Annotated in this window: 15 protein-coding genes; 9 read left to right on the forward strand and 6 right to left on the reverse strand. The window is 56.7% G+C overall.

The features are described 5' to 3' along the window. Positions 1 to 197: 197 nt before the first annotated feature. Both MOV63_RS22325 and MOV63_RS22330 read right to left on the reverse strand, forming a co-directional pair. Positions 198 to 386, reverse strand: coding sequence for a hypothetical protein (locus MOV63_RS22325; RefSeq protein WP_040124522.1), 189 nt, complete (start codon positions 384 to 386; stop codon positions 198 to 200). A gap of 22 nt (positions 387 to 408) precedes the next feature. Beyond that, on the reverse strand, positions 409 to 1230 hold the full coding sequence (locus MOV63_RS22330; protein WP_247036944.1) for a DUF1236 domain-containing protein: 822 nt from the start codon (positions 1228 to 1230) through the stop codon (positions 409 to 411). 536 nt (positions 1231 to 1766) lie between these two features. On the opposite strand from MOV63_RS22330, the gene MOV63_RS22335 reads away from it, so the two are divergent. After that, positions 1767 to 2360: a hypothetical protein gene (locus MOV63_RS22335; protein WP_247036946.1), complete on the forward strand. Its 594-nt coding sequence runs from the start codon at positions 1767 to 1769 to the stop codon at positions 2358 to 2360. Here MOV63_RS22335 and MOV63_RS22340 read toward each other — a convergent pair. The 3 genes from MOV63_RS22340 to MOV63_RS22350 all read right to left on the reverse strand — a co-directional run bounded on the left by MOV63_RS22340 (position 2334) and on the right by MOV63_RS22350 (position 6766). Further along, positions 2334 to 3008, reverse strand: a complete 675-nt coding sequence (locus tag MOV63_RS22340) for a response regulator transcription factor (protein ID WP_157885292.1) — start codon at positions 3006 to 3008, stop codon at positions 2334 to 2336. The two genes, MOV63_RS22335 and MOV63_RS22340, sit on opposite strands and share 27 nt — an antisense overlap. Beyond that, positions 3005 to 4405 (reverse strand): sensor histidine kinase, encoded by a 1401-nt coding sequence (locus tag MOV63_RS22345; RefSeq protein WP_247037016.1) that lies wholly within the window; start codon positions 4403 to 4405, stop codon positions 3005 to 3007. The genes MOV63_RS22340 and MOV63_RS22345 overlap by 4 nt, the downstream gene beginning before the upstream one ends. 516 nt (positions 4406 to 4921) lie before the next feature. Further along, positions 4922 to 6766, reverse strand: coding sequence for a glycosyltransferase family 39 protein (locus tag MOV63_RS22350; protein ID WP_247036948.1), 1845 nt, complete (start codon positions 6764 to 6766; stop codon positions 4922 to 4924). 283 nt (positions 6767 to 7049) lie between these two features. Here MOV63_RS22350 and MOV63_RS22355 point away from each other — a divergent pair, with 283 nt between their 5' ends. Then, complete coding sequence (locus MOV63_RS22355; RefSeq protein WP_247036950.1) at positions 7050 to 8003, forward strand: glycosyltransferase family 2 protein; 954 nt, start codon at positions 7050 to 7052, stop codon at positions 8001 to 8003. A gap of 79 nt (positions 8004 to 8082) precedes the next feature. On the opposite strand, the gene MOV63_RS22360 is transcribed toward MOV63_RS22355, so the two are convergent. Further along, positions 8083 to 8898, reverse strand: coding sequence for a phytanoyl-CoA dioxygenase family protein (locus MOV63_RS22360; RefSeq protein ID WP_247036952.1), 816 nt, complete (start codon positions 8896 to 8898; stop codon positions 8083 to 8085). Between the two features lie 265 nt (positions 8899 to 9163). Between MOV63_RS22360 and MOV63_RS22365 the strand changes: the two genes are divergently transcribed. The 7 genes from MOV63_RS22365 to MOV63_RS22400 all read left to right on the forward strand — a co-directional run bounded on the left by MOV63_RS22365 (position 9164) and on the right by MOV63_RS22400 (position 15480). Next, positions 9164 to 9826 carry an acetyltransferase gene (locus tag MOV63_RS22365; RefSeq protein WP_247036954.1) on the forward strand — a complete coding sequence of 221 codons (663 nt, stop codon included), beginning with the start codon at positions 9164 to 9166 and terminating at the stop codon, positions 9824 to 9826. A gap of 80 nt (positions 9827 to 9906) precedes the next feature. Next, on the forward strand, positions 9907 to 10770 hold the full coding sequence (locus MOV63_RS22370) for a hypothetical protein (protein ID WP_247036956.1): 864 nt from the start codon (positions 9907 to 9909) through the stop codon (positions 10768 to 10770). Positions 10771 to 11750: 980 nt separating this feature from the next. Beyond that, positions 11751 to 12983, forward strand: coding sequence for a bifunctional 2-polyprenyl-6-hydroxyphenol methylase/3-demethylubiquinol 3-O-methyltransferase UbiG (locus MOV63_RS22380; protein ID WP_247036958.1), 1233 nt, complete (start codon positions 11751 to 11753; stop codon positions 12981 to 12983). Then, complete coding sequence (locus tag MOV63_RS22385) at positions 12980 to 13480, forward strand: phytanoyl-CoA dioxygenase family protein (protein ID WP_247036960.1); 501 nt, start codon at positions 12980 to 12982, stop codon at positions 13478 to 13480. Before MOV63_RS22380 ends, MOV63_RS22385 begins: the two co-directional genes overlap by 4 nt. After that, positions 13477 to 13806 carry a phytanoyl-CoA dioxygenase family protein gene (locus tag MOV63_RS22390; protein ID WP_247036962.1) on the forward strand — a complete coding sequence of 110 codons (330 nt, stop codon included), beginning with the start codon at positions 13477 to 13479 and terminating at the stop codon, positions 13804 to 13806. Before MOV63_RS22385 ends, MOV63_RS22390 begins: the two co-directional genes overlap by 4 nt. A gap of 5 nt (positions 13807 to 13811) precedes the next feature. Next, positions 13812 to 14747, forward strand: a complete 936-nt coding sequence (locus MOV63_RS22395) for a glycosyltransferase family 2 protein (RefSeq protein ID WP_247036964.1) — start codon at positions 13812 to 13814, stop codon at positions 14745 to 14747. A 97-nt stretch (positions 14748 to 14844) separates the two neighbouring features. After that, complete coding sequence (locus tag MOV63_RS22400) at positions 14845 to 15480, forward strand: class I SAM-dependent methyltransferase (protein WP_247036966.1); 636 nt, start codon at positions 14845 to 14847, stop codon at positions 15478 to 15480. Positions 15481 to 15538 lie beyond the last annotated feature (58 nt).

Genomic DNA, 15538 nt, shown 5'->3' on the forward strand with positions numbered 1-15538 from the left:
CCGCCGATAATCGCGCCGGTGACGGCGCCGCCTGCGGCTCCGTTGACGGTGCCTTGCTGGGCGGAAGCAGCAGGTGCGAGGGCGCCAAGGGCCACGGCGGAAAGAACGATGATCTGGGTCTTCATGATAGTCTCCTTCTACATGTTGTGAGCGGGCGGGTGATTTGCGCCGCGCCCTTCGAACGGGATCGAGGCCGTCTATCGCGTGACTGGTGCAGGCGGCTCGATCTTCGGCAGGGTGACGCCGATATCGACGTCATGGTTTCCGAGATAACCAGCTTCGAAGAGGAAGAACCCACCTGCGATGACGGCCACCAGCAGGATGACGGCAACGGCCCAGCCGCCGCTGCCGCTCGTACGGATCACTATCGGTTCTCGGTCACTCATGGTTTTCTCCTGTGTTCAGCGCTCAGCCGACCAGGATGTAAACAACCTCGTGGGTCGAGGGATCGACGATGATGATCCGCCCATCCGCCAGGACGAAGTATTCGTAACCGCGATAGGCGGGCACGATCTCGACGATGCGCGGCGGCAACGGATGCAGTCTCACGGTCGTCGGAACGGCGACGCCGACATTGACGTCGAAATTGACATCGGCGGGCTCGACCTTGTTCTGGACGAGAATGTTGCGCACCTCGGTCTTCTGTTCGGCCGAGATATTGATGCTGCCCGTGGTCTCGTTGGAAGGTTTATTGGTGGTGGCCTGGTTCGAACCCGGCTGCTGCACACCATTGTTCTGTCGGGCAGTGTCATCGGTTGCCGGTTTGCGCGCATCAGTTCCCGAGCCTGAACCGGAATTGGCGGTCGTCGAACTGTCGTTCTGGCCGGCAGGCTTCTGCTGCGCCGTATTGTCCTTGGCGCCTGGCTGTGCATCGCCCGTTTGTGCCTTCAGGGAATCGGTCGATTTTCCCTGAGCAGCGTTGTCACCGTTCTTGGGCTTCAGGGGCTTCAGGCGCTGCTGGTCGCCGCTTTGGGCCTGGGCGCTCGTTTTGTCATTGCCGCCGGCCGAGCCCTGTGGCTGTTGTGTCGCCGCGCCCATATTCTGCTGCGGCTGAGCCTGTTTGGCGCCGGACGAATTGTCCGAGCCTGGCTTGACCTTGCGGGGCAAGACTTGATTGCTGCCGTCCTGTCCGGTCTGATTATCCTGGGTTTGAGCGATTGCCGGCGCTACCGAAAGGGTCGATCCGGCGAGAACCGCAATCGCGAGCGTCTGTTTCATCGAGAGTTTCATGATGTTTCCTCCATTTTCTGGTTCACCGGCGAGCCCGCTGATGGGCCGCACTCACACCTCGAACTGCGGCTGCCACGGCTCGTTCCGGGTTTTGGGCTTCAGTCTGACGCGGCCGGACTTCAGGCCGACCCTTTTTGGGCCTTTGGTCTGATGGGGCAGGCTAAAGGTCCAAGGGGGGATGAAATCGAGGAATTGCGCTGTTAAGGTGCCGTTGATCCTGGAGGTTTTTCAGGAGGTTCCGTCATCGACAGCAGCGTTTCCCAGGCCAGATGGCTATTGATCCCCGTCGCAGGGCTTTTTATCTTCACCGCCACTTTGGAAGCGCGCTTGCCGTCTGACGGATGCAGACCCCGGTTCCTGCGCGATCATCGGTCCTTTTCAGCGCAGAACCTTGCCCGCCGACCGCCGTGTTTACGGGTCGGCGGGCTCTTTGACCGGCGACAGGGCGCGGAACCATCAGGGGGGCGTCCGGTTTAGACCTTGCAAAACAGTTCGAAAATGCCTCACGCAGGAGATGGCTAGCCCAGGAGCGAGAGATGCCGACGCGTAGAATGCTTGTCCTGAGCGGAGCGCTCACCGCAGTCATTGCAGCGGTGCTGCCGTGGAAGGTTGTCGCCGGCGCGGACGGCCTGCCGCGTATCGCTCTGTCGACCGTTGCCGCTAAGGACGGCAATGGTGATGGTGGCAGCGGAAACGGCGGCGGCAGCTCCAGCGGGAATGGCAGCGATAATGGCGGCAGTTCCGGCAATGGTTCCAGCAACGGCAATAGCGGCGGTAACGGCAACGGTAACGCCGGTGGAACCGATACCGGCAGCGGCAGTACCGGCTCGGGAGCCGGTCCTGGTCCCGGAGCGGGATCGGCTCCGGCAGGCGAAGTTGCAAATCCCGGCAAGGCCGCCGCGTCCCCAGCCCAGCCCGCAGCCCCGGCACCTTCGGTCCCGGCGGCTCCCTCGAAAGCCGGCGTCGAGGTCGATGTTCGCGGAACGTCGATAACAGTCAGACATCACAACGGCGCGACGGAACGAATCTCTCAAGGGCGTTACGAGATGCGGGATTCGCAATCCCGCACCATCGTCAATCGGACCGCAACCCCCTCGGATGCGTCAAGACTGCGATCGTTCGGCCGTTGACCGCTGGTCGGTCGCATCACGAAGGGCGAGTGCCGCCTCCGTCCGGTTGGTCACCTTCAGCTTCGAGAGGATGCGGGTCATGTGATGCTTGACGGTCTTCTCGTGAAGATCGAGCTGCCGCGCCACCCGCTTGTTGCTGAGCCCGGATGCAACGAGGCTCAGCACCTCCTGTTCGCGGTCCGTCAGTTCCGACAAGAGGTCGGGCTTTGCCTGGACCTCGGTGGGAGCGGATAGGCCGGCAATCAACCGCGCCGAGAGGCTGGGCGAAACATAGCTCTCGCCGGACGCCACCGTTCTGACCACGTCTGCCAGGCCTCTCGAACCGACGCCCTTGAGAACATAGCCTTTGGCGCCCAGTTTCAGGGCGGCGGCGATGTCTTCGCTCGCCTCCGAAACGGTCAGCATGACGATCTTGAGGTCAGGGCAAAAATCGAGCGCTTCGGTTATGGCCTCGAGGCCGTTGCCGGGCATCGAAATATCCATCAGCATCACGTCCGGGCACAATTCCCGCACGATGCGCAATGCGTCCTCCCGGGAACCGCCTTCGCCGACCATTTCGAAATCCTCGATCTCCCCCAAGCTGCGCGTCACTCCCTCCCGGAACAACGGATGATCGTCGACAACCGCTATCTTTATTCCTGCCATCAAGCCTGCTCCATTTCATGCGTGTTCAGCGACATCCTGACCGTGGTGCCGTCTTTCGATGAGGTGATTGCAAATGTGCCGCCGAGGCTTTCGATGCGCTCTCTCAAACCTGCCAGCCCGAGACCTTCCGGGCGTATGCGCTGGGGATCGAAACCCGGCCCACGATCGCCGACTTCAACGACGACATTGCCGTTGTCAAAGCTCTGGCGAACGCTCTGATCCAGGCCGCCGCCATGCCGGAAGCCGTTGTTGAGCGCTTCCTGGACGAAACGATAGATGCAGATCTTGGCCGAAGGCGAAAGCGGCCTCGATCGGCTCGACGTCTTGAGCGCAACATCGACGCCGGTCCGCTGCCGATGGGCATTGACGGCCCGCCGCAGTACGTCGGGCAGTTCGGCGGCCTCGATCTGCGGCAGGACAAGACCGCTGCAGATGCTGCGAATCTCGTCCATCGCCTCGTCGAGCCGGGCCTTGATGGTGGTGACCTCCTCTTCGCGCGCGGTCGGCGACGTCGCAGGATCGGTCAGGAGCCGGCTGTCCACCCGAAGCGCGGCATAGGCCACGAGTTGGGCTGGCCCGTCATGCAGGTCGGCGCCGAGCCGGCGCAGATAACTCTCGTTAAGGGCAGTGGCGCGCCGCGAGGCCCGCTGCGCCCGCGCGTGAAGAGCCTCGTTCTGCGACAGCAGATCGGACAGTTCCGCCACCCGCTGCGTCAGCGCCTGTCGCTGGTGGTCGATCGTCCGGCTGCCGCGGAAAACGATCGCCGAGAGGATCAGGAAGAATGCGAGCGTGACGCCGGCGACCGCCCCCCAGCTTCGAAGCTGGGCTTGATAGAGGCTGCGCTGGAAATCGCCCGCGACCTCGTAGAACTCCGAGACCGCGACGACCTCTCCCGACCAGGGCTGCAGGATCGGATTGTAGATTTCGAGAAGCGGCATGCCGGTCGACCGCTCAAAATTGCTTTCGGGGTCTTCGGCAGGCCCGAACCGTGCCACCATCTGTCCGGAAAATGCGGTTCTGAGATTGTCGCTCGGCCCATATTTCTGCCCGATCATGCTTTTGTCGGTCGCATAAAGGACCGTGCCGTCGCGGCGCCAGAGTTTGAAGGATATGACCTGCCCCCCGAGAGCACCCTGGCCGAAGGTCTCGTCGAGCGCGCGCGTGGTGACGTCATCAAGCGTCTGGTTGGTCTTCATGTCGGGAAGCAGCGGGGCGATGATACTGTCGACATAAAGGGCCGTGGACGCGGCGGAGTTGCGGGTGACCGTCGCCTCGATCACGCTCGTCACATAGGCGCCGACCAAAAGCATCGCCGCGAAAGCGACCAGCCCACCCGCGAGCAGAAACTGCCGGGCGAGGGATTGGTCGTTCCAGCGATCAAGAATTCCGCCGAGCCGCATCAGCATGCCGTTCCGATAACCCGCACAACGCGAGCCGATGCCCCGCAACGCATAAGGGGGGCGATCCGTTGCATTCGGAGTGGGTTAAAACCTCACGAGAGCAAGGACCTTTGACACGCGGATCTTTCTCGATTGCCACCTACAGCAAGGCTTCGAAAGCCCGGTATGTGTCGCCGTCGATCCTCCGTAGCCTGGAGGCTCATGTCCTCGCACGCATCGGTCACTTTGCCCAAGCTGTCGGATACGAACTCAGAGCAATCAACGAATCGAAAACACTGCATGCTGGAGGCGAGATCAGAACAGAAAACGCCGCATCGTATCTGTCCAAGCTGCCGAGCAAGTCATCCGATTTAACAAGGGAAGCCCTCGGCGCCGGCTATATTTGTGCAAGCTGCAATTTTGCTGTGCCCGTCCTGCATTGTATCCCTCTTTTCGCTCCGGAACTTGATGCTGGCCACGGACAGGTGCACCGGCTCATGGGTGCGCGACCGGCACCCCTTCCATCCGCGCCGGCCCTCATCCGCAGCTTGCCGGGGTACGGTCCCCTGGTCCGTGCAGCTCAATCAACGTCACGTTGATGTCGAACGATTGGCTGTGAAAGGTGGATCTGTCGGCGACGTTGCAGCTAACGCCGGCATTGCGCAGCGAGTCGATTGCCGCTTGCAGTTTGGCTTTGTCCTGGTCGATGAAGACGACGGTCACAGAGGCGTTCATCAGGAAGGGCGCTGATTCCAGGGATTGATCCGGCTTCAATTCCGGTAGGAGTAGCGAACGATGCCACAACCGAAGCGATGCAAGCGTATCGTAGAGCGTCAGCACGAATTCCGAGTCGCCGAAGCGCAGGGTGCGCGCAAGCTCTCTGTTGCGCCCATCACGGGCAGCAAATTCGTCTCGCTGAAACCAGAAAAGCGGTGTCCGTCCCGTCGGCACGCCTGACTTGAGCAGGTCGCGAACGAAGGCGGCGGCTCGAAAGTACTCCAAGTTGTCAATAGTCCCGGCCGTCTTATAGAGCTGCCTGCTGTCTCTATTCATTGCCAGCGACAGGCCGCAAATAATCACGATCGCCACCAGTGCCGCGGTCCTGACGGATTGAGCCTTTTGCAACGGCGTCAACAAAACCAGACCGATGATCATGCCGCAGGCAGTGAGCACGAATAGGTCAACATTGAGTCCCGATGTCGACAAGGAAACGAAAATTGCCGGTGCGAACCAGCTCGTCACGATGAAAAACAGGGCAATGAGAACCGCAAGCAAAGGGCGCAGATTGCCCGCCTGCGGCAGAAGAATTGCGCTCATGGAAGCAGTGCCGATTACCAATGCCGGTACTGCCAATCCGGCATAAAAGATGGTCTGCATCATGACGCCCTTGAGGCCGAGATCATAGGCCGGAAACAAGGCTGCGCCGGCGAACGCGACGACGGCCGCCGCGACTTCGATGCGTCGGAACCCCGCCGAGCGCCGAGCTAGCAGAAGGAGAATCAGTGTCAGGGAGACGACAATGCCGGGCGCATGACGCGTCGTAACTGGCAACCAGTCCATTAGTCGATGACGATAGTTGGCGCCGAACCCGGTAAGAGAGGCGTTTACGATCCAACTCAGCGCAGAAAATGCGCTGATGCCGAAATGGATTTTATGGAGCGCTACCACAAAAAACAGCCAGGTCAGAAGACTGCCGGCCAACCCGCCCAGCACAAAACGAAACGGCCGACGAATAATGTCTTCCCATCGCAGGATCAGGAAGAAAAGAATGACAAGCCCCACCGCGGTAACCGCAAGCGTATGGGCGAGGATAGCGAGCATTGCGAAGATGCCGGCGACAACCAGCCAGAACGTTTGGCGACTCACACTCCAGTGCCCAAGCGCGGCGAAAAGGCAGAGCACATAGGCGAGATAAGCGCCATCGACGTAGCCGGCCGTATTGGCCAGCAGATAGACAGGACTATAGGCAAGGAAAGACGTCGTGACGACGGCAGGCATACGCCCCCAAAGAATGCGGATGCCGTCATAGAGCGCAAAAAGGCCAACCAGGTAGAAAGCGAGAACGACGATCAACCGTGCCGGTATCGGCGGCATGAGCATGTTTGCGAGCACATTCGGCAACACGAACGATACACGCAGCGAATGATAGTCCCAGCCATATGTTTTGACTATGTCAAAATAATCCATGGAGAGACCGAAATAGATCCCAGGATCGACCCATCCGGCCGGCATGAAACGCTGTATCGGCGCAAAAAGCAGAAATAGCGCCGGGAGCAGGCTGGCGAATGCGACGTCGAACAGCCAGCCTGAAGCGCTGTAGACAGTTGCTTCTGATGCGGCCCTATCGTTCTGATCTCTTTCCTCGATAAACTGTGAGTGCATGTCGCGCCGCTTCTCCGGTAAATATCTCATCTGGGGGGCAGACAGAGGTCGGATTTGAGAAAATAGACATGGATTATTGCCACCGCGCGACTTCCTTACAGCAAACGTCGTGATCAAAAAACCTTGAAATCGGTCTTATTAAATCTGTCTTTCAAGGACGGGAAACAACTGTCGCTTATTTCGTTTGAGGGATTTGCAGAGCACAGGGAAAGTTTGCTAGTGACGGAATATTAATCCGACTAGGCAGCGAATCCAGGGACGTGCCTTTTTCAGGAGTTTATACATGGCAGGCGATTCAGGCCAAAGCAGATCGAGACCCCAGATAAGTGTGGTGGTGCCGTGCTTTGGCTGCACCGGCACTCTTGTCCCCCTTCACGAACGCCTGACAAGCGTGCTCGAACGGCTGGTCGACAGCCATGAAATCGTGTTCGTTGACGACCGCGGACCTCAGGATCAATGGCCCGTGCTCTCAAAGATTGCGGCGCGCGACGGACGCGTTCGGGTAATCCGCATGTCGCGCAATTTCGGCCAGCAGATTGCTATCACCGCGGGATTGGCAGAATGCAACGGAGATTATGCGGTCATCATGGATTGCGATCTTCAGGATCCGCCCGAATTCATTCCCAATCTTCTCGATGCCGCTCGAAAGGGCTTTGATATTGTTTATGCCAGCCGGCAGATGGGCGATCCCACAGGCCGGCGCCTTGCCAACCGAATATATTTCTGGCTGATGAACAAGGTCGCCGGCTCTGGAGCCGATCCGAGCCATGGATCATTCAGCCTGATTTCGCGTCAAGTGATCGATGCCTATCTCCGCTTTAAAGAACATGAGCGTCATTATCTCTTCATCCTGCGCTGGCTCGGGTTCGATTCCGTATCGCTGATCTACGAGCGCCATTCACGACAGATTGGGAAATCTAGCTACACCCTTAAGACGTTGCTGAAACACTCTATCCGGGGGTTCTTCTTCCAGTCCACTGCGCCTCTAATGTGGATTTTGTGGCTCGGCTTGGCATGCGCCGTCTTCAGCGCTGGGCTCGGCATCGTCTTCATCGTCATGGCCTTCGTGGGAAATCCCCCGCAAGGCTTTACCGCACTGATGACCGTCAACCTGATAATGGGCAGCATCATCCTGACCTGCATCGGCGGTATGGGTCTCTACATCGCGCGGATCTTTGATACCGTCAAAGAACGTCCACTATACATGATCGACAAATCCGATCCGCCGCAGACGTGAAACCCGGCAACACTGAATCTCAGGCTTGCTTTCAGGTGAAGGCTTCGGCGCAGAACACCGAAGCCCATTTGATCAGCAGCTATTTCTTTCGGGTGGCGTAATAACCCTCGACGCTGTCGGGTACCTGAAAATTGTAGCCTAGCAAGGTGCGCGCCGCGGCGTCGTGAATGAAGTCGTCACCGAGTGCCGTCGGCAACGATATCTGCTGCTTGATGAGCGGTATCGTATAAACATGGTTCACGGCGCGGCGCGGCTTTTCAGTGCGGTTGACGCCGCCAGCGTGATAAAGCATGCAATCGAGCACGATGAACGAACCGGCCGGTGCCGTCACCTGAATTTGCAAATCACCGACGCTGAGATCGGAGGGGAATTCCTCCTGCTTGTGCGAAGCGGGCACCACAAAGGTTGCACCGTTCTCGGTCGTGAATTGGTCAACGCAGAACAGAGCGTTGATCGCCAGCGGCCGCGTCGACGTAAAATGTTGATGTGGTAGATCGCGGTGGTAGGCGCCCTGATTGTAACGTTCTCCCAGCGGCGGATTGATAACACCGTTCTGCTGGTTCAGCATCACCGTTCCGCCGATCAGGCGCCGGCATATGTCGAGGATGTTCTTGTTCATGGCCAGCTCAAGGAAGAGTGGATTCATCTGCATTAGGACGCGGATAGTGTTGTGCTCATCGATTGCGGCGAGCTCGTCGCGACCGTATTTTGCGAAGAGTTTTTCTCTGGCATTGTCGAAGGCGAGCGAAAATCGTGCCATCTGCTCTGCATCATAGCCACTGGCAACGACCGCATATCCTAGCAGTCTCAGCGACTCGCAAGCTTTGTCGATTGCAGATTCGGACCGAACCTGCTCGCGGACGCCATACCGCGGAATGGGTGACGTTTCATTCATGGGTGAGCCCTCCGATTTCTTATACAGCAACCTCTACCACCAGAGAATAAATCGCGCCAAGCCAAAACTGGTTGGCTGACGTCAAGATTACGGACGCCTGGGTGAACGCAGCAAAGCGTGACTTTGGCAATCAACTCTTCGTCCGCTTAGGCGAAGGGTAATTCTGATCTTGCTAGCGGCAGGGTGTTACGCGACGGGGAATGGAGAGTTGACGGGTCGTCGGCGGGGTAATACAGCTAGCGATAGTGGTGAGGACGAACTACCTATGAAGCCTGTTATTGTTTTTGGTGCCGGCGACATCGCTGAGGTTGTCGACTACCTCTTTCATAAGACGATCGGCCGCACGGTTGCCGCCTTCACGGTCGACGGCGATTACGTCAAGAGCGATACCGCGTTCGGCAAGCCCCTTGTCGCGTTCGAAGAGGTTACCGCCCGATTCCCGTCCGCCGATTATGATGCGTTCGTCGCCCTGTCGTACAACAAAATGAACGTGTTGCGCGCGCAGAAGGTCGAGGCCATGCGCTCTGCCGGATATAATCTGACGAGCTATGTGAGCCCGCGTGCGACCGTGATGACCGACAGGATCGGGGAGAACTGCCTGATTTTCGAAGACAATACGTTGCAACCCTTCTGCCGGATTGGAAACAATGTGACGCTCTGGAGCGGTAACCATATTGGGCACCATTCCGTTATAGAAGATAATGTCTTCATCTCGTCGCATGTAGTGATCTCCGGTGGCGTCAAAGTGGGTCGTAACAGCTTCATCGGTGTGAACACGACGGTCGTGGACCATATCGATATCGCGCCTTTTACACTGCTGGGCGCCGGTTGCCTGGTGCAGCAGAGCACGGACGCGGAGGGCGTTTATGCGCCGACGGCTACGATTGAGAAGCGGAAGGTTCCATCCACCAGGCTGCGCAATATTTGATGGTAATGGGGAACGAATCGAAACAGGTTTGGCGTCGACTTGGTCGTGTCGTCGAACCCGGGGGTGGCTCGGACTGGTGGGTGAGCCATGCAAGCTATCCAACCGTCCTGGTCGGAGCTGACGAAAGCGTCAGCATTTTCTACTCGGTCCGCGATGCAGACAACAAATCGTCCCTTGCCCGCGTCGACATCTTCATTGACGGGGACCGGTTCGAAACAGGCGAAATCCGGGGACCGCTTTTTCGGCCAGGCCCGCGCGGCGCATTTGATGCCGATGGTGTAACCGTCACATCCCTCATTCGGCGCGGTGAACGTCTGTTTGCCTACTATCTGGGCTGGACGATTGGAGTGCATGTTCCCTTCACCAACTTCATCGGCTTGGCTGAAATGCTTGAGGACGGCACGCTGGAACGATTGAACCCCGCTCCGGTCGTCGGCAGAAGTCGAGAAAATCCATTCACGCTCGGATATCCCTGGGTCATGGAAATGGCCGGCGAATACAGAATGTGGTTTGGAAGCCACCTTTTTTGGGGCGGCAGCGGCTTGGAGATGAATCATGTCATCAAGCAAGCGCGGTCGCTGGACGGTGTCGAGTGGGAGCAGATGCCTGGCGTGGTTCTGCCTCTAGCGGGCCAGTTAGATCCTTCCGAGTTCGCGGTTTCTCGCCCAAGTGTGCTGCAGGAAGCGAATGGTATCCTTTCTATGTGGTATGCACGCCGCAATCCGAACTACTGTCTCGGCCATGCAGTCTCCGTCAACGGAGGGAAGAGCTGGCAGCGTATGGACGACCGCGTAAAAATGGAAGGGCAACCAGATCCCTGGGAACGCACCGAAATAACCTATCCGTGCGTATTCGATTTGAAGGGGAACAGGTACATGCTTTATAATGGAGATGGTTACGGGAGGACGGGCTTCGGCTTAGCCCGACTTCAAACGTCGCCATAACATCAGGCGTAAATAGGTTGACGTCTGCAAAGCAAATCGCTCAAAGGCCCAAGCAAGACTAAGTTCAGGGCTTCTGTCCCCTCAGGCAATGCGTCATCCCGAGATGGCGCGGCGGTTGAACAGGCCCCTTATCCGGGAGCGTTAAGGTTGTACGCCGGAGTCGTTCCACTTCGACCTGCGCTCCTTGTCGTGGGGGCAGCGGGCAGGAACGTCAACGGAGCGGTAGTTTGAGATCTTCAGTCGCGTCACCCGCGGCCGAGTTGAAATCGCCTTTACGGGGAGATGGACCTCCAACTCCGCAACAAGGTTCCCAAGCGTTGTGAAGGCGAAGCTGGGGCCGACGGTACGAAAGCGACTCATTCCAACCATGTCTGGGCCATGGACTTCGTTGACGACCAGTTGGCCAAAGGCCGCAGTTGGCCAAAGGCCGCAAAATTCGGGCGCTGACAGTCGCCGATACCTTCTCCCGCTTCTCGCCTGCTGTTGATGCTCGCTTCAACTGCCGAGGCGATGATGTGGTTCCGACGCTCGAGCGATATGCAGGCATCGGGTATCCATCCTCAATCCTTCTCAACAACGTCTTATGTGACGAAGCAGGAGTGGGAATAGGCCAACACGTCTCCATGCGTCGACTTTTGCCGGTACAGTTATATACTTTCTCCAGATGGTTTCCGCCGTCAACAGGACCGTTCCCTGCTATAGCAAACACAGGATCTACCGGCATGTAACCGTGGCCCTCATGGTCCTTAAAAAGGAATACGTGCCCAGGTGGAGGATCCGAATATTACCACAGGGTCGCACTCGCGCCCTCACGGCACTTGCAGAGAGGGGGCCTCAGACCTGGTCCCGGGTGGTTTACGAACGGCCGGTATTCTGCCTGTGCCTTGATGACAGCGGGAGCAACGCGCGCCATCCTGGCAGTAGAGTTATCATAACCTCTCCTCACTGGAGCCACGCTTGCCCGTTAAGGCTTGCGTGGGGTGACGGAATTGCGTTATGGCGGTCTGCTGGCGAGCATTTGCGGGGAACTTCGCTTGAAGGAATATATTTTTAAGTGCCCCGCATGCGGGTCGGTAGATTGTCGGGATTTACCTGTTCCCCATGCATCTCGTTCGATGGTTAGTGATGGCAAGGTTATCTCAAATCCCCTTAGGCGGGGTTCTTGTAACGACTGCGGCCATGGCTTCCACGCCCAGAATTTTTCAGAAGAGCAAATAAAAGAGATCTATAGCGCCGATTACTCGATCGGCTTACGAGACGCGGTGGCGGAGGCTGCGCGCTCCGCCGAATATGGTCGACAGATAGAAGCTTTCTTGACGCATCATCTGGGCAAGGGAGGCAACTTTTCCAAAATCATCGAATTTGGATGCGGTAGCGGTACGTTACTCAATGATCTGACCAACCGTCTTGGCGCCCAAGTCGCCACTGGAGTGGAGCCTAGTTCCAGAGTAGCCGCGTATGCGCGCTCGATAGCGGGAGGTCGGATTTCCATCCACGAGGGCTTTGCCGAGCAGTTCGAGGAGAGCGCCCACAGTTATAATCTTTGCCTCTCCGTCAACGTCATTGAGCACACGCGTAATCCCCACGGTTTTCTCCAAGCATGCCGACGAGTCATTGATAATACGGGAAATATCATAGTCGTATGTCCCGATGGAGAGATAGCAGGATCGGAATTACTCTTTTACGATCATCTATCCAACTTTACGTCCGCTTCGTTGGCTATGATTGTAGCTGGTGTAAACCTCCGGATGATTGCGAACTCTCCTTTGACGGGCGGCCTGCAGGGCTTTCGGATTCACCTTTTGCGGTCGGGCGGCGGCGCCCTTGACAACCAGAGCCGCGCCTTCGGGTTTCTTTCTCAACAGCGCGCAGAATATGTGAATACCTGGAGCAGAATGCAAGATGCGGCTGATAGGGTGCTCAAAGGCTGGAAGTATGGTATCTTCGGCACGGGTGAGTATTCGGATCTTCTTCACGCCTATAGCCCCTCCGTCATCGAAAACGCCGAATTTTTTGTAAGGGATCAGCCGGTAGAGACCAATTTCTATAGTAAGCCTGTGATATCAACCAAAGATTTCCTGAGCTTTCCAAAAATGCCCCTCATCGCAGCTGTGCATGAGCGAAGTTGGCCCCTTGTTCGAGATCGTTTTAGATCGGAAGATGTCCCGATTTTTCATTCTTTGGAAATTGCAAGGCAGGATGCGATGCCATGACAGAAATTGCTCGCTACGGAGTTATTGCGACAACCGAAGCAAACGATATCTATGACGTCCTCGCGGAGGAGGTCAGGTCACTAGGTTACACAACGCTAAATTCCGGATTGACCGGCGCTCAGTTCGATGAACTCTCGCAATTGTTCAATAGATCAGAAGTACAGTACGAAATCGAGGTGTCAACCCAAGGTTATGAGCTAAGGGAGATTAATGAGCGCGATACAATCCGCCTTCTTCCAATAGTCTGCCCGAATTTCTGGAGAGTCGTTTTTCACCCGCCACTTTATCAGTTGCTGTCGCGGCTCCTCGCCAACTACTTCGTTCTGAACCAGGTGAACTGCCTGATAAACCGCGGTAACCTTAGCAAATATCATCAAGCGCAGTACCACAGAGATTTGCCGTATCAACATTTCACGAGCTCGCGCCCGCTCGCCATCAACGCACTCTTTGCGTTGGACGACTTTACTTTACTATCGAAAATGGTGCCACGCGCGTGATCCGGAGAACTCATCATCGCGAAGCGTTTCCCCTTGACGAAGTTGTTCGCCGGTTCGAAACCCGCGTTACCGTCAAGCGGGGAACGGTCATCGTCTTGAACTGCATGGTTTACCACGCTGGCAGCACAAATAGGACCGATGAAAATCGGCGCGCCATCAATCACGTCTTCACGATTCCGACGCTGCGTCAGCAGTTCCACGTTCCTTCTGTGTTGTGGGAACCTCCAGATTTTACAGACCGGCAGAAGAAAATACTTGGCTATGGGCTGGAGGAATTTCCTTCGGTGATCGATTGGCTCAAGTCGCGGTCACCGAAAGTTGCATGATTCCCATGACCCGCAAACTTTCTATCGTCACCACCTTATACCGGTCCATGGGCACGATCGAGGAGTTCATCCAACGCGCCTTGGCTGCGGGAGAGGCGGTGTCGGATGACATCGAAATTGTGATTGTCGATGATGGTAGTCCGGACGGCTCGGTGAGCATCGTTCGAAGATGGGTCGAGCTCGACCCTCGGATATCGCTGGTGTGCCTCAGCAGAAACTTCGGCCATCATAGAGCGATGTTGGTGGGGTTGGAACATGCTCAGGGTGATCTGATATTCCTGATTGACAGCGATCTCGAGGAACCACCAGAATTGCTTTCGGAAATGTCGTGTGTTTTGCGGGAAAAAGCAGTCGACTGCGTCTACGGACTGCAGGAAAGCCGGAAAGGCGGCCGGCTCGAGCGGATATCCGGACGTATATTCTATTGGCTTTTCTCTGTATTGAGCGAAGTCCGCATACCCGAAAACGTATCGACAATGCGATTGATGACCCGCCGTTATGTGGCCACCCTGCTTAATTTCCGCGACAAGAACCCGGTTTTCGTTCCACTGAGCATTCTTGCTGGTTATCCTCAGGCATCCTTCACTTTTGTCAAAGCCAGCACTTCGGATACGACCTACTCGTTGGGGCGACGGGTCGCTCTAACTGCTCTTGCTATAACGACGTTCTCCGCAAAGCCCTTGATGTTAATGCTGTGCTTTAGTCTGATAATGGCTTTCCTGGGTATTGTTTACGGCGCCTTTGTGGTTTTCCATGCGATGACTGGTCCAATTCAAGACGGATGGTCATCACTTATGGCAGTCGTCGTATTCTTCTTCAGTCTGAATGCTGTCTTTACCGGATTGATGGGCCTTTACGTGAAGCAGATATTGGAGGAGGTGAAGGATCGGCCTCGAACGATTGTTCAAGAAATTTATTCTCGACGTCATTCACAGGACTAAGCGATCATTTTGCATACTATACCTATAACAACTTATGGGGGCGGAGGCTCCTTCAGATGCGCCCTCCGCACACGATGCAAATGGGAGGAGACACGTTTTGGCTGAAGCGAGGGATGACATCCTGAAGGATGTGGCGAATTATTACGCCGGAAGGATCGCCGAACATGGCCAGACCGCAGCAGGCGTGGATTGGAACAGCCAAGCCGGCCAGTTCATGCGGTTCAATCAATTACTTAAGGTGGTCGACGCCTCGCAACCTTATTCCATCGCCGATATAGGATGTGGCTACGGTGCATTGCTGGACCACCTTGCGCAGCTAGGCCACGCTACCCGTTACGTGGGCGTTGATATCGCTCTGCCGATGATTGAAGCAGCGCGTTCGCGCTTCGCCGCATCACCGGATGTCACATTCAGGTTGGGCAAGTCGCCAGGCGAGGTCGTTGATTATTCCGTAGCGTCGGGGATTTTCAATGTGCGGCTCGGGCGAGCCGACGAGGAGTGGCTTGGGTATTTGATTGAAGCGCTGGACATGATGAACGCGACGAGCCGAAAGGGGTTTTCCTTCAATTGTTTGACGTCCTATTCAGACGCAGACCGGATGCGGAGCGATCTATATTATGCCAATCCGCTGGATCTATTTGATCTTTGCAAGCGCCGTTATTCCCGACAGGTGGCGTTGTTGCATGACTATGAGCTATACGAGTTTACGATCATCGTGAGGAAGCAGCTATGATGCTGAAGCTCGTCGTTTATGCGGCTCGTGAGATCGCCCAGCTCGTGCATTGCTATTT

The organism is Neorhizobium sp. SHOUNA12A, assembly GCF_023006505.1.
Classification (GTDB): domain Bacteria; phylum Pseudomonadota; class Alphaproteobacteria; order Rhizobiales; family Rhizobiaceae; genus Neorhizobium.